We start from the raw sequence: 14,660 nt of genomic DNA, 5'->3' as shown, positions 1-14,660 counted from the left end.
GGCTACCGCACCCCACCCCGCAATTCCGCCACCCGCTCACGCACCAGCGCCGGCTGCGATTGCTCACCCGTCAACGCTGGCCCCGCCACCAACGTCACGCGCGACCACAGCCGGCGGAATACGCCCTTGTTTGGGTCGCGGCTGAAGAAGCTGCCCCACAACCCCTGCAAAGCCATTGGAATCACCGGCACGTCGGTCTCCTGCAAGACCCGGGTCATACCGCTTTTGAAGGTGTCGATCTCGCCGTCGGTGGTCAGCTTGCCTTCCGGGAAGATGCACACCAGCTCGCCTTCCTTGAGGTAATGGGCGATGCGTTCGAACGCTGTGTCGAACACCGCCTTGTCCTCCTTGATGCCGGCAATCGGGATCGCGCCCGCCGTGCGGAACACGAAATTCAGCACCGGCAGATTGAAGATCTTGTAGTACATGACGAAGCGGATCGGCCGGCGCACCGAGCCGGCGATCAACAGCGCGTCGACGAACGAGACATGGTTGCAGACCAGCAATGCCGCGCCCTCATCCGGAATCAGGTCGAGGTCGCGATGCTCCACGCGGTACATGGAGTGGCTGAGCAGCCAGATCATGAAGCGCATGGTGAACTCGGGCACGATTTTGAAGATGTAGGCGTTGACCGCGATGTTCATCAGCGACACGACGAGGAACAGCTGCGGAATCGACAGTTTCGCCACGCTCAGCAGGATGATCGAAACGATCGCCGAGACCACCATGAACAGCGCGTTGAGGATGTTGTTGGACGCAATGACCCGCGAGCGTTCCTTCTCCGGCGTCCTTGACTGGATCAGCGCGTACAGCGGCACGATGTAAAACCCGCCGAAGACGCCGATGCCCAAGATGTCCAGCAACACCCACCACGCCTGCCCGTAACCCAGAATCGCCAGCCAGTTGTTGGCCTGCACGTTCTGCGGGAAATCACCGGAATGCCACCACAACAGCAGGCCGAACACGGTGAGGCCCATGGAGCCGAACGGCACAAGGCCGATCTCCACTTTGCGCCCGGACAGTCGCTCGCAGAGCATGGAACCTGCGGCGATGCCGATGGAGAATACGGTCAGAATCAGGGTGACGACGGTTTCATCGCCGTACAGAAAGTCCTTGGCGTAGGCCGGGATCTGCGTCAGATAAATCGCGCCGACGAACCAGAACCACGAGTTGCCGACGATGGAGCGCGACACCGCTTTGGTCTGCCCCAGGCCGAGTTTCAGGGTGGCCCAGGATTCGCTGAAGATGTTCCAGTTCAGGCGCATGTCCGGCGAAGCGGCGGCTGCGGGCGGAATGCCCCGGCTGGCGAGATAACCCAGGCAGGCCACCGAGACCATCGCTGCCGCCACGATGGGCGCGTAATGGGTCGCCGACATCATGACCCCGGCGCCGATGGTGCCGGCCAGAATCGCCAGAAACGTGCCCATTTCCACTAGGCCGTTGCCGCCCACCAGTTCGTTTTCATGCAGGTGCTGCGGCAGAATCGAGTACTTCACCGGCCCGAACAGCGCCGAGTGGGTGCCCATGGCGAACAGTGCCGCCAGCATAAGCGACAGGTGATTGAAGAGAAAACCGGTGGCCCCCACCACCATGATCACGATCTCCAGGACCTTGATCATGCGGATCAGTTTGTCCTTGGGGTATTTCTCGCCAAACTGCCCGGCCAGCGCCGAGAACAAGAAGAACGGCAGGATGAACAGCAAGGCACAGAGGTTGACGTAGATGGAGCGGTCGCCGTCGATGCTCAGCTTGTAGAGAATGGCGAGGATCAGCGACTGCTTGAAGATATTGTCGTTGAACGCCCCGAGGGACTGGGTCACGAAAAACGGCAGAAAGCGCCGCTTACCCAACAAACTGAACTGCGACTGACTCATCTTCCCTGGTCCTGAGTGGCGCCGGTGCCGGCTTACGGATGGGAACGCCGAACGGCAGTTCCGGGCCACATTGAAGACGACACCGGCGGCAAAGTCGAGCATGCGCTCCAACGGATAGCCCGTTAGAGCGCGCGAGCGCTATTTACCGTGAGGCAGCGATGCACGGCGAGACGAACAGCTTGCCGTTATAGGCGCCGCTCAGGGTGCGCTTCATGATCATCAGCCACAGGGCTGCCAATGCAGCGACGAGCACGCTGCCGAGGGCTGAAAAGAACCCCAGATGAAGTACAGCGCCCAGTTTGAGGGTGGTCAGCGCGAACACACCCAGCGGAAAGGTAAACCCCCACCAGCCCAGGTTGAACGGGATGCCGTTGCGCAGATAACGGGCGGTGATCAGCAGCGCCATCAGGCACCACCACACGCCGACACCCCATAAAATCACGCCACCAATCAGGCCAAGGCCCGAGGCGATTTCGCCGACGCCGGGCAAGCCGTTGGCGTCGAAGATCAGCGGCGAATCGGCGCCCAGCACGATCAAACCGAATGCACCGGTGCTGATCGGCCCGAGGGCCAGCCAGCTCGACGCGGCCATGCTTTCGTGGGGCAATTTGTGCAGGGCCATGCGCAGCAACAGGATGGTCAGGACGCTGAACGCCACCGGCACCGACATCGCCCACAGCACGTAGCTGGTGATGAGCACGCTGAATTGGCTGTGACTGTCGGCCAGATGCGGCGCCAGCAGCCCGCCACTCACCGCCGCCACTTCGCAGGCGACAAGGGGCAGAAGCCAGACGGCGGTCATCTGATCGATACGGTGTTCCTGGCGAGTGAACATCAAAAACGGGATGAGCACGCCGCAGGCCAGGGACATCGCCACGTCCAGCCACCACAACAGCTCGGCGAACGGCAGCACGGCATCGCCCCAATGCGGCAGGCCGAAGGTGAGCAACCCGTTAATAAGGGTCGCCAGGCCCATGGGAATCGTGCCGAAAAACATCGACACCGTGGAATGCCCGAACACCCGCCGCGCCTCGTCGAAAAACATCACCCAGCGGGCGATATAGAGCGCACTGAAGGTCAGGAACAGGACGATGTTCAGCATCCACAAGACTTCCGCCAGCTGGAACAGGCCGGGGATCGTCACCGGAAGCTGCACCAGCACCGCCGAGAGAATGCCAGTGCCCATGGTCGCGGCGAACCAGTTGGGGGTGAATTGGCGGATGACTTCCCGAGGGTGACTCAGTTGGCTGAAGGGTCTTTGCGGGATGAACATGGCGTGGGTCATGGCGGGCTCCTGTCCTCGTGTGAGGTGGCACCCATAGTAGGACGGCAGCTGATATCGAATAAGCGGGTAATTTAGCTATACCTCATAGATTTCCCAGATATGCGTTGACCATGGATTCGCTGCGCCCCTGCGACACCGCGCCGCTCAGACCTTGGTCGTAACAGACGAACCCTACGCGGCGTGCGAGACTGTCCGGCCGGCGAAGGATCGCCACCGAAACCGCTAGCCGCTTGCCTCCGGAGTTCCCATGTCGCTGTCCAGCGGGCTGATCGCTGCCGTCGCCCTGGCCTATATGGCCATCATGTTCGCCATCGCCTTTTACGGTGACCGTCGCAGCACCCCGCTGCCGCCGCGCCTGCGCGCCTGGGTGTACAGCCTGTCGCTGGCGGTTTACTGCACCAGCTGGACGTTTTTCGGCTCGGTCGGCCAAGCGGCCGAGCAACTCTGGTCGTTTTTGCCGATCTACCTCGGTCCGATTCTGCTGTTGCTGCTGGCGCCCTGGGTGCTGCAGAAAATGGTGCTGATCAGCAAGCAGGAAAACATCACGTCCATCGCCGACTTCATCGCCGCCCGCTACGGCAAGTCGCAAACCCTCGCCGTCGTCGTCGCGCTGATCTGCCTGATCGGCGTGTTGCCCTACATCGCGCTGCAACTCAAAGGCATCGTGCTGGGGGTGAACATTCTGATCGGTGCCGGCGCCGACGCCACCGGCACTCGCGCCCAGGACACCGCACTGATCGTCTCGCTGGTGCTGGCGCTGTTCACCATCGTCTTCGGCACGCGCAACCTCGACGCCACCGAGCACCACCGCGGCATGGTCCTGGCGATCGCCTTCGAGTCGCTGGTCAAGCTGTTCGCGTTTATGGCCGTCGGCGCGTTCGTGACGTTTGGCCTGTACGACGGTGTGGATGACCTGTTCAACCAGGCCATGCTCGCGCCGCGCCTGGAGGAGTACTGGAAAGAAACGGTCAACTGGCCGTCGATGGTGGTGCAGACCGGCGTCGCCATGATGGCGATCATCTGCCTGCCCCGGCAGTTTCACGTCACCGTGGTGGAGAACATCGAGCCCGAAGATTTGCGCCTGGCCAAATGGGTGTTCCCTGCCTACCTGCTGCTCGCAGCCGTTTTCGTGGTGCCGATTGCGCTCGCCGGGCAGATGCTGCTGCCCGCCTCGGTGCTGCCGGACTCATTCGTGATCAGCGTGCCGCTGGCCCATGCACACCCGGCGCTGGCGATGCTGGCGTTCATTGGCGGCGCATCGGCCGCCACGGGGATGGTCATCGTCGCCAGCGTCGCGCTGTCGACCATGGTCTCCAACGACATGCTGCTGCCGTGGCTGCTGCGGCGCAAAACCGCCGAGCGTCCGTTCGAGGCGTTCCGCCACTGGATGCTCTCGGTGCGCCGGGTCAGCATTGTGGTCATCCTGCTGCTCGCGTACGTCAGCTATCGACTGCTGGGATCGACTGCGAGCCTAGCGACCATCGGCCAGATCGCCTTCGCCGCCATCACGCAATTGATGCCGGCGATGATCGGCGCGCTGTACTGGAAGCCGGCCAATCGACGCGGTGTGTTCGCCGGGCTCGCTGCCGGGGTGTTCATCTGGTTTTACACGCTGGTGCTGCCGATCATCGCCCACAGCATGGGGTGGTCGCTGAGCAGTTTTCCGCTGTTGGCATGGCTGCACAGCAACCCGTTCAATCTGCCGATCAGTCCGCTGACCCAGGGCGTGGTCCTGTCGATGATCGGCAACTTCGCGTTGTTTGTGTGGGTCTCGCTGCTGTCGCGAACCCGCGTGTCGGAACACTGGCAGGCGGGCCGTTTTATCGGTCAGGAATTGCAGGCGCGGCCCAACAACCGCTCGCTGCTGGCGGTGCAGATCGAAGACTTGCTCAAGCTCTCGGCGCGTTTTGTCGGCGAAGAGCGCGCGCAGCAGAGCTTCATCCGCTTCGCCTACCGCCAGGGCAAAGGCTTCAACCCCAACCAGAACGCCAACGGCGACTGGATCGCCCACACCGAACGCTTGCTGGCGGGGGTGCTGGGCACGTCGTCGACACGGGCGGTGGTCAAGGCGGCGATTGAAGGCCGCGACATGCAACTCGAAGACGTGGTGCGCATCGCCGACGAAGCCTCCGAAGTGCTGCAGTTCAACCGCGCCCTGCTGCAAGGCGCCATCGAAAACATCACCCAGGGCATCAGCGTGGTGGATCAATCCCTGCGACTGGTGGCCTGGAACGCGCGCTATCTGGAGCTGTTCAATTACCCGGAAGGCCTGATCAGCGTGGGACGGCCCATCGCCGACATCATCCGCTACAACGCCGAGCGCGGTTTGCTCGGGCCTGGTGAAGCGGAGGTGCACGTCGCCCGGCGGCTGCACTGGATGCGCCAAGGCCGCGCACATACGTCCGAGCGGTTGTTTCCCAATGGCCAGGTGATCGAGCTGATCGGCAATCCGATGCCCGGCGGCGGCTTCGTGATGAGCTTCACTGACATCACCGCCTTCCGCGAGGCCGAGCAGGCGCTCAAGGGCGCCAACGAAAGCCTTGAGCAGCGCGTGGCCGAACGGACGCGGGAGCTGTCGCAGTTGAACACGGCGTTGACCGAAGCCAAGGCCCATGCGGAAGCGGCCAATCAGTCGAAAACGCGCTTTCTCGCCGCCGTCAGCCATGACTTGATGCAGCCCATGAATGCCGCGCGTTTGTTCTCCGCTGCCCTGCTGCACAACGATGACAATGTGCCGGCGGAAGCGAAACAGCTGATCCATCATCTGGACAGCTCGCTGCGTTCGGCCGAAGACCTGATCAGCGACCTGCTGGATATTTCGCGTCTGGAGAACGGCAAGTTCACGCCGACCATCACGCCGTTTGCGCTGAATAATCTGTTTGAAACCCTCGGTGCCGAATTCAAGGCCCTCGCTCAGGAGCAGGGCCTGGACTTCCGCGTGCGCGGCAGCACATTGCGTGTGGCCAGCGACGCCAAACTGCTGCGGCGGGTGCTGCAGAACTTCCTGACCAATGCGTTTCGTTACGCCAAGGGGCCGATTCTGCTGGGGGTGCGGCGCCGTAACGGGCAACTGAGCCTGGAAGTGTGGGACCGGGGGCCGGGTATTCCCGAGGACAAGCGGCAGGTGATTTTCGAGGAGTTCAAGCGGCTTGACAGCCATCAGACCCGCGCCGAGAAGGGCCTGGGTTTGGGACTGGCGATTGCCGACGGCTTGTGCCGCGTGCTCGGTCACTCGCTGGAAGTGCGTTCGTGGCCGGGTCAGGGCAGCCTGTTCAGCGTTACGGTGCCGCTGGCGCCTGCGTTGCCGACGCCGGCCGCTGCGCCGACTGAACCTGTGCGCGCCGCGCTGAACGGCACACAAATTCTGTGCGTCGACAACGAAGACAGCATCCTGATCGGCATGAACAGCCTGCTGAGCCGCTGGGGGTGTCAGGTCTGGACGGCGCGCAATCGCGAGGAATGCCAGACGCTGCTCAGCGACGGCGTTCGCCCGCACCTGGCCTTGGTGGATTACCACCTGGACCACGGCGAGATCGGCACCGAACTGATGGCGTGGCTACGCACGCAATTGGGTGAGCCGGTCCCCGGCGTCGTCATCAGCGCCGACGGCCGCCCGGAGCTGATCGCCCAGGTACACGCCGCCGGCCTGGAATACCTCGCCAAACCGGTGAAACCCGCAGCGCTGCGGGCATTGTTGAGTCGGCACGTGCGGCTGGGTTGACCCTGACCGCAGCCTCGGGACGGTTGACGCTATTCAACCTTCCTGAACACAAACACCAACCCCACCACAATCAGCACCATCCCCAGCAAACTCACCAGCGCGAGGCGGTTGCCGTAGATCAGGTAATCCATGATCGCGGTGACGCCGGGCACCAGGTAAAACAGGCTGGTGACGTTGACCAGATTGCCCTGGGCGATCAATCGGTAGAGCAGGAACGTCGCGAGCACCGACACCACCAGCCCCATGTAGAGCACCGGCACGTAGAAGCCGATGCTGTGCTCGAAATGAAAGGGCTGAAACGGCACGAACACCGCACATACCACCGTCCCCGCGAGGTATTGCACAGGCAGCGTGCCGAGGGGGTTGTCGGTGATGCGTTTCTGCATGATCGAACCTCCGGTCATGCTCAACATGCCGAGCACGCCGAACGCCATGCCGGCGAGCGATCCGCCGTCGCCGATACCTTTCCAGACCACCAGCACCAGACCCGCCAGCCCCAGACCAAGGCCAAACATGCGGGACGTCGAACGGCTGCGCTCGACCAGCACGGCCGTGAGAATCGGTTGCACGCCCATGATCGTGGCCATGACGCCGGGCGCGACTTTCAGGTCCAGCGCCAGCAGGTAGCAGATCTGATAAGCCCCCAGCAGCACAGCGCCCGTCAGCAACGCGAAGCCCATCGAAGCTCGTGTAGCGGGAAGCTTGTAACCCAACGCGGGGATCAGAATCGCCAACGCCACAAGCGCCAGCAGGAAACGGAACAGTAGAAATGCAAACGGTGAAGCGTGGGTCAGGCCCCACTTGGAAACAATCGCGCCGCTGCTCCAGAGCAGGACGAAAAGCGTCGTCGTGGCCATCGAGGCCAGGGCTTTATGAGCAAACATGAGTCACCTGTGATTCAGACAGAATCGGACCCGGCACGTACCGGATTCACGGAAGTTTTGCGGGCGTTTGCAGGCCTGGACCGACAGCGTTTAGGCGGTCGATCAGCCGAGCACAACGACCCCTGGCGGTGCAACAGCGCACACGACAGGACTATTCACAGGTGGGGGTGGCGGGTAACGCGTGATGAAGACGAGTTGCAGGCAGTCGCGCGGTTCCGCAACAGCGCGAGCCGTGGCGGATAAAGCAAACCGGGTGCTGGATGCAGGCATCGTGCTTATCTTCTGAAAGGGAAGGACTGGATGACGCCAAGTGGGGCGGCAACGAGGCCGACTATAACCAGCGACCGGTGCCTTGTGCAATGTCATAAGTCGACGTCGTTGACAGCTCCAACGCGGAACTGCCAAGACAGCAAAAAGCGCCGCCGCGCAGGGTGCGACGGCGCTCGACAAAACCGTTTGTTCAGCCGAACAGCCAGCAGCCCAGCAGCGTCAGTACGACCACCGCCAGCACCGGACGAAGGATGCGATACGCCTTGGGGTTGGCGCGTTTGAACTGCTTGACCTTGCCGCTGAAGCTGTTGCTGAAGCGTTTGCTGAAGGCATACGCCTGATTGATCCCGCCGACGCGTTCGTCATCGGTGTTCTGCGGCGCAGTGGCACGGCCCAGAAACGCGCTGACGCGGCGGTTGACAGCGGTCATGAAGCGATTGCTCAGCGGTCGCTCGATGTCGCAGAACAGAATCACGCGGGTGACGTCGGTTTCGTTCTTGACCCAGTGCACGTAGGTTTCGTCGAACATCACGTCATCACCATCGCGCCAGGCATACACCTGACCGTCGACAAAGATGCGGCAATCGTCAGAGTTCGGCGTCGACAGGCCCAGGTGATAACGCAGGGAGCCGGCGAACGGGTCACGGTGCGGATTCAGGTGGCTGCCGCCGGGCAATAGAGCAAACATTGCGCCTTTTACGTTGGGAATACGGCTGACCAGTTCAACCGTCTTCGGGCACAGCGCCTCGGCGGACGGCAGCGGCTTGTCGTACCACTTGAGGTAAAAACGCTTCCAGCCCTTCTTGAAGAACGAGCCGAAACCCGCGTCGTTGTCCTTGGCGGCGGCACGGATATAGCCCTCGTCGAACAGGTGCATGGCTTCGTCGCGGATGGTTTCCCAGTTGTCGCGCAGCACGTCCAGCTCAGGAAACTTGCTGCGGTCCAGGTACGGCTTTGAGGGCACGCTGGAGAACAAATACATCAAGGCGTTATAGGGGGCGAACAGTGCGGAGTGATTCACGAACTGGCGCAATACCGGCAAACGCGCCTTGCCGCGCAAATGCACGTACAGCGTGCTGCCGACAAACAGCAGCAGAATCGCCGCTTTGACAGCAAAAGAAAGGGTCATGAAACTCTCCTTGAAACAGGGCCGAACCGCGCGGCCCGAAGCTTACGCCGCTGAAACCGCCGCCGGATGATCTGGGACAATCTTCCGGCGGGTTTCGAATGGCGGCCATCATAAGCTTTAGTCCGCCGGGTAAAAAGCCGAAGCCGCGGCGCACACGATTATTGCGTCAGCTCGCGTTCAGTAAACAGGTCGCTGAAGAGCATGCTCGACAAGTAACGCTCACCAGAATCCGGCAGCACCACCACGATCGTCTTGCCCTGCATTTCCGGTTTCTCGGCCATTCGCACCGCTGCGTGCATGGCCGCGCCGCAGGAGATACCGCAGAGAATCCCCTCCTCCTGCATCAGCCGCAGGGCCATGGCCTTGGCTTCTTCATCACTGACCAGCTCGACGCGGTCGACAATCGAGAGGTCGAGGTTCTTCGGGATGAAACCCGCGCCAATACCCTGAATCTTGTGGGGGCTGGGTTTGATCTCTTCACCGGCCATCGCCTGGGTGATGATCGGCGAGCCCATGGGTTCGACGGCCACCGAGATAATCGGCTTGCCCATGGCGTTTTTGATGTAGCGCGAGACGCCGGTGATCGTGCCGCCCGTGCCGACGCCTGCGACCAGCACGTCGATGGCGCCGTCGGTGTCGTTCCAGATTTCCGGTCCGGTGGTCTTCTCGTGAATGGCCGGGTTGGCCGGGTTCTCGAACTGCGCCGGCATGAAGTATGTGGCAGGGTCACTGGCGAGCAACTCTTCGGCCTTGGCGATGGAGCCTTTCATGCCCAGCGCCGGCTCGGTCAGCACCAGTTCGGCGCCCAGGGCCTTGAGCACCTTGCGCCGCTCTATACTCATCGAGGCCGGCATGGTCAGGGTCAGCTTGTAGCCACGGGCTGCGGCGACGAACGCAAGGCCGATGCCGGTATTGCCGGAGGTGGGTTCGACGATGGTCATGCCGGGCTTGAGTTTACCGCTGCTTTCGGCGTCCCAGATCATGTTCGCGCCGATCCGGCACTTCACGGAATACCCCGGATTACGCCCCTCGATCTTGGCCAGAATGGTGACCCCGCGCGGCGCGATGCGGTTGATCTGCACCAGTGGCGTGTTGCCGATGGAATGGGCGTTATCTGCGTAAATACGGCTCATGACCGGGTCCTTGTGCAGGTTTGGAAAAGCTCAAAGCCTATGCCTTGAGCCGGTGCAACGTCCAGTCGAAGCGAACCGATCACATCGCCAGCAGTCAACAAAGCTACGTTACTGGAGGGTGGAGACATGAAACGTCGTTACAGCTGGCCGTTATGGACAATTGTTGGCTTGGTGGTGTTGCTGATCGCAGTCCACATCGCACTGCCCTACGTGGTGCGCAATTACCTCAATGAAAAACTCGCCGACATGGGCGACTACCGCGGTCAGGTCACCGACGTGGACCTGGCCCTGTGGCGCGGGGCGTACCGCATCAACGGCCTGAAAATCGTCAAGGTCGATGGCAAGGTGCCCGTGCCTCTGCTGGATGCGCCGGTCATCGACCTCGCCGTCAGCTGGCACTCGCTCTGGTACGACCATGCGGTGGTCGCCGAGGTCGCGTTTGTCAGCCCTGAACTCAACTTCGTCGACGGTGGCCCGGACAAGCGCCAGTCCCAGACCGGTGCCGGCACTGACTGGCGTGCTCAGTTGAACAAGCTGCTGCCGATCACCCTCAACGAGCTGCGCATTCAAGACGGCAAGATCACGTTCAGCAACTTCAATTCGACGCCGAAAGTGAAAATCGATGCCGACAACATCAACGCCAGCATCTACAACCTGACCAACGTCGAAGACAAAGCCGGCAAGCGCGATGCCCGCTTCGAGGGCAAGGCCATGCTGCTGGGCCATGCGCCGCTGGAAAGCACAGCGACCTTCGACCCGTTCAGCCTGGAAGATTTCGACTTCAAGCTGCGCGCGACCGGTATCCAGCTCAAACGCCTGAACGACTTCGCGTCGGCGTATGGCAAATTCGACTTCCACGCGGGCGACGGCGATGTGGTCATCGAAGCCCAGGCCACCAATGGCCAGCTCAGTGGCTACATCAAGCCCCTTCTGCGTAATGTCGATGTATTTGACTGGCAGCAGGACGTCGAGAACCAGAACAAAGGCTTCTTCCGCTCGATCTGGGAAGCCGTGGTCGGCGGCAGCGAAACGGTGCTGAAGAACCAAGTGAAGAACCAGTTCGCCACCCGCGTCGAACTCAGCGGCAGTGTCCACAAACAGGACATCAGTGCGTTCGAAGCGTTTTTACAGATCCTGCGCAATGCCTTCGTGAAGGCGTTCAATACCCGCTACGACAGTGGCAAGAGCGAGGCGAAATAAACCCAGCGTTTTGACTGGCGCATCCCTGTAGGAGTGAGCTTGCTCGCGAAGCGTTTAGTCAGCGATGACCTTGATCGCTGACACGCCTCCCCCGCGAGTCAGCTCACTCGCCACTTTCGGCTGCCCCCTTGTCAACGCGGTTCTCTTTGGCAACTCCATAGGCCGCACGCTTCTCCGCCAGCAACACACCGTTCTCCGCCTGATTCTGCAACGCATCCCACCCCAGACACGCCAGCGCCAACGTGCGCGGTGCGGCCTCGCTGCCGTTGGTGTAGCGGGTGATGCTTCGCGTGCTGACCCCCAGTGCCTCGGCCGCCAGGGCCAGCGGCAACCCGGTGCGCGCGCGCCAGCCGATGAAGATCCGTGTGTTCTCGTCGGTGGCGGCCTGCGCCTTGGCGTCCAGGTAAAGAGTGTCGGCGCCGATCTGGATGTCGGGCCCGGCCCACTCAACGGTCCAGCCGTCGTCGCCGATCTGCGCCTGCTTGAACACGCTCGAATCCCTGAGCGGTTGCAGCCCCCGGATTGCCGCGATGTCGCCGCTCAGGTCGAGGACGTACGTCACGTCGTTGATGAATGTCAGCGCCAATTTTTGATGAGCCAGCGCCTCTACGGTTTTGAGGCGTGGGCGTTTCATGGATGCCATCGTTTCCATTCCTCCAGTAATTCTGTTTGGTGGGCCCTTACCCATTCGAGCGCCTCCCTGAGTACGGCGGCCGGGGCGTGGCCGAGCATGGGTTCAACCAACTGCAGACAGATCAACACATCCAGCCCGCCACCGGTGAGGTGCACGTGAGGCGGCAGGTGATCCTTTTCCCGCAGTTGAATTCTGTATTTGTCCCTGAATCTGTGTTTGGTCGACATGGCCTGCAAGGTATAGCTATTTTGGCGATACCTCAATGACGGTTACAATTTTCTGCCCGGTCAGACCGTTACGCCCCATTCAGATACTGAATAAACCGTCTGCGTTCACAGTCGCGCGGGGCGCGCGGTATAGTCGCTGCATTCTTTGCGCCCTATCTTGCGCGATTCAGGCCACGGGTCTGTCCGCCTTGTTCGAGGATTTTCCCGATGAAATTCGAAGGCACCCACGCCTACGTCGCCACCGACGATCTGAAGCTTGCGGTCAATGCCGCCATCACCCTGGAGCGCCCGCTGCTGGTCAAGGGCGAGCCCGGGACCGGCAAGACCATGCTCGCCGAGCAACTGGCCGAATCCTTCGGCGCCCGGCTGATCACCTGGCACATCAAGTCGACCACCAAGGCCCATCAGGGCCTCTATGAGTACGACGCGGTCAGCCGCCTGCGCGACTCGCAGCTGGGGGTCGACAAAGTCCACGACGTGCGCAATTACCTGAAGAAGGGCAAGCTCTGGGAAGCCTTTGAATCCGAAGAGCGGGTCATTCTGCTGATCGACGAGATTGACAAGGCGGACATCGAATTCCCCAACGACTTGCTGCAAGAACTCGACAAAATGGAGTTCTACGTTTACGAGATCGACGAGACGATCAAGGCCAAAAAGCGCCCGATCATCATCATTACGTCCAACAACGAAAAAGAACTGCCGGACGCCTTCCTGCGCCGCTGCTTCTTCCATTACATCGCGTTCCCCGACCGCAGCACGCTGCAGAAGATCGTCGACGTGCATTACCCGAACATCAAGAAGGACCTGGTCAGCGAAGCCCTGGACGTGTTCTTCGACGTGCGCAAAGTCCCGGGGCTGAAGAAAAAGCCTTCGACATCCGAACTGGTGGACTGGCTCAAACTGCTGATGGCCGACAACATCGGCGAAGCCGTGCTGCGCGAGCGCGACCCCACCAAAGCCATCCCGCCGCTGGCCGGTGCCCTGGTCAAGAACGAGCAGGACGTGCATTTGCTTGAACGCCTAGCGTTCATGAGCCGTCGCGGCAATCGCTGAGCCTTTTCTGGTCAAGCTTATTTAGATCAAGGGCGGGACGCCGACTATGTTGCTCAACCTGTTCAACGAAATGCGTGCGGCCAAAGTGCCGGTTTCGTTGCGTGAACTGCTCGACCTCATCAACGCGCTGAAGCAGCGTGTGACGTTCGCTGACATGGACGAGTTCTACTACCTGTCGCGCACGATTCTGGTGAAGGACGAGCGCCATTTCGACAAGTTCGACCGGGCGTTCGGCGCGTACTTCAATGGCCTGGAAAAGCTCGACGATCACTTGCAGGCGCTAATCCCCGAAGACTGGCTGCGCAAGGAATTCGAGCGTTCGCTGACCGCTGAAGAGCGCGCACAGATCCAGTCCCTGGGCGGCCTGGACAAACTGATCGAAGAATTCAAGAAGCGTCTGGAAGAGCAAAAGGAGCGCCACGCCGGCGGCAATAAATGGATCGGCACCGGCGGCACCAGCCCGTTCGGCTCAGGCGGTTACAACCCCGAGGGGATTCGGGTGGGCGACGCCGGCCAGCGTCAGGGCAAGGCCGCGAAGGTTTGGGATCAACGCGAGTACAAGAATCTCGACGACGGGGTTGAACTGGGCACGCGCAATATCAAAGTGGCGCTGCGGCGCCTGCGCAAATTCGCACGCCAGGGTGCGGCAGACGAACTGGACATCGACGGCACCATCGATCACACCGCCCGTGACGCCGGCCTGCTGAACATACAGATGCGCCCGGAACGCCGCAACACCATCAAGCTGTTGCTGCTGTTCGACATCGGCGGCTCCATGGACGCCCACGTGAAGATCTGCGAGGAACTGTTCTCGGCCTGCAAGACCGAGTTCAAGCACATGGAGTATTTCTACTTCCATAACTTCGTTTACGAGTCGGTGTGGAAGAACAACCAGCGCCGCACCTCTGAGCGCACGGCCACCCAGGACCTGCTGCATAAATACGGCGCCGACTACAAAGTGATCTTCATCGGCGACGCCGCCATGGCGCCCTACGAAATCACCCAGCCGGGCGGCAGCGTCGAGCACTGGAACGAGGAAGCGGGTTACGTCTGGATGCAGCGATTCATGGCCAAGTTCAAGAAGATCATCTGGATCAATCCGTACCCCAAAGACGCTTGGGCCTACACCACCTCCACCAACATCGTGCGGGACTTGATCGAAGATCAGATGTACCCGCTGACGTTGCGGGGGCTGGAGGAAGGGATGCGGTATTTGGCGAAGTGATGCTGAGACCGTAGGAGCGTGGCTT

The 14,660-nt window shown here is 61.3% G+C and carries 11 protein-coding genes; 4 read left to right on the top strand and 7 right to left on the bottom strand.

The features are described 5' to 3' along the window. Window positions 1-2: 2 nt before the first annotated feature. Entirely contained in the window at window positions 3-1,874 is a 1,872-nt protein-coding gene (locus tag QWI18_RS20695) for an MFS transporter (RefSeq protein WP_369319723.1), read from the bottom strand. A gap of 142 nt (window positions 1,875-2,016) precedes the next feature. Continuing rightward, window positions 2,017-3,159, bottom strand: coding sequence for a TDT family transporter (locus QWI18_RS20690; protein WP_369319722.1), 1,143 nt, complete (start codon window positions 3,157-3,159; stop codon window positions 2,017-2,019). Between the two features lie 247 nt (window positions 3,160-3,406). On the opposite strand from QWI18_RS20690, the gene QWI18_RS20685 reads away from it, so the two are divergent. Continuing rightward, window positions 3,407-6,880 carry a hybrid sensor histidine kinase/response regulator gene (locus tag QWI18_RS20685; RefSeq protein WP_192132055.1) on the top strand — a complete coding sequence of 1,158 codons (3,474 nt, stop codon included), beginning with the start codon at window positions 3,407-3,409 and terminating at the stop codon, window positions 6,878-6,880. 29 nt (window positions 6,881-6,909) lie between these two features. On the opposite strand, the gene QWI18_RS20680 is transcribed toward QWI18_RS20685, so the two are convergent. The 3 genes from QWI18_RS20680 to cysK all read right to left on the bottom strand — a co-directional run bounded on the left by QWI18_RS20680 (window position 6,910) and on the right by cysK (window position 10,296). After that, window positions 6,910-7,764 (bottom strand): DMT family transporter, encoded by an 855-nt coding sequence (locus QWI18_RS20680; RefSeq protein WP_065986811.1) that lies wholly within the window; start codon window positions 7,762-7,764, stop codon window positions 6,910-6,912. Between the two features lie 460 nt (window positions 7,765-8,224). Next, entirely contained in the window at window positions 8,225-9,163 is a 939-nt protein-coding gene (locus QWI18_RS20675; RefSeq protein ID WP_369319721.1) for an aspartyl/asparaginyl beta-hydroxylase domain-containing protein, read from the bottom strand. 158 nt (window positions 9,164-9,321) lie between these two features. Beyond that, window positions 9,322-10,296, bottom strand: coding sequence for a cysteine synthase A (gene cysK, locus QWI18_RS20670; protein ID WP_065986807.1), 975 nt, complete (start codon window positions 10,294-10,296; stop codon window positions 9,322-9,324). Window positions 10,297-10,422: 126 nt separating this feature from the next. Between cysK and QWI18_RS20665 the strand changes: the two genes are divergently transcribed. Further along, window positions 10,423-11,496: a DUF748 domain-containing protein gene (locus QWI18_RS20665; protein WP_369319720.1), complete on the top strand. Its 1,074-nt coding sequence runs from the start codon at window positions 10,423-10,425 to the stop codon at window positions 11,494-11,496. A 103-nt stretch (window positions 11,497-11,599) separates the two neighbouring features. Here QWI18_RS20665 and QWI18_RS20660 read toward each other — a convergent pair whose 3' ends face one another. Then, window positions 11,600-12,130 (bottom strand): hypothetical protein, encoded by a 531-nt coding sequence (locus tag QWI18_RS20660; protein ID WP_369319719.1) that lies wholly within the window; start codon window positions 12,128-12,130, stop codon window positions 11,600-11,602. Then, window positions 12,127-12,357, bottom strand: coding sequence for a DUF4160 domain-containing protein (locus QWI18_RS20655; protein ID WP_065986801.1), 231 nt, complete (start codon window positions 12,355-12,357; stop codon window positions 12,127-12,129). Before QWI18_RS20655 ends, QWI18_RS20660 begins: the two co-directional genes overlap by 4 nt. Window positions 12,358-12,564: 207 nt before the next feature. On the opposite strand from QWI18_RS20655, the gene QWI18_RS20650 reads away from it, so the two are divergent. Further along, a complete protein-coding gene (locus QWI18_RS20650) occupies window positions 12,565-13,410 on the top strand; it encodes a MoxR family ATPase (protein WP_074890636.1) in 846 nt (281 codons plus the stop codon). Window positions 13,411-13,456: 46 nt separating this feature from the next. Beyond that, a complete protein-coding gene (locus tag QWI18_RS20645; protein WP_122537461.1) occupies window positions 13,457-14,635 on the top strand; it encodes a VWA domain-containing protein in 1,179 nt (392 codons plus the stop codon). Window positions 14,636-14,660: the final 25 nt, after the last annotated feature.

Origin of the sequence: Pseudomonas sp. W2Oct36, from assembly GCF_041060465.1 — a bacterium.
GTDB lineage: Bacteria > Pseudomonadota > Gammaproteobacteria > Pseudomonadales > Pseudomonadaceae > Aquipseudomonas > Aquipseudomonas graminis_B.
This window is presented reverse-complemented; position numbering and strand designations above follow the sequence as displayed.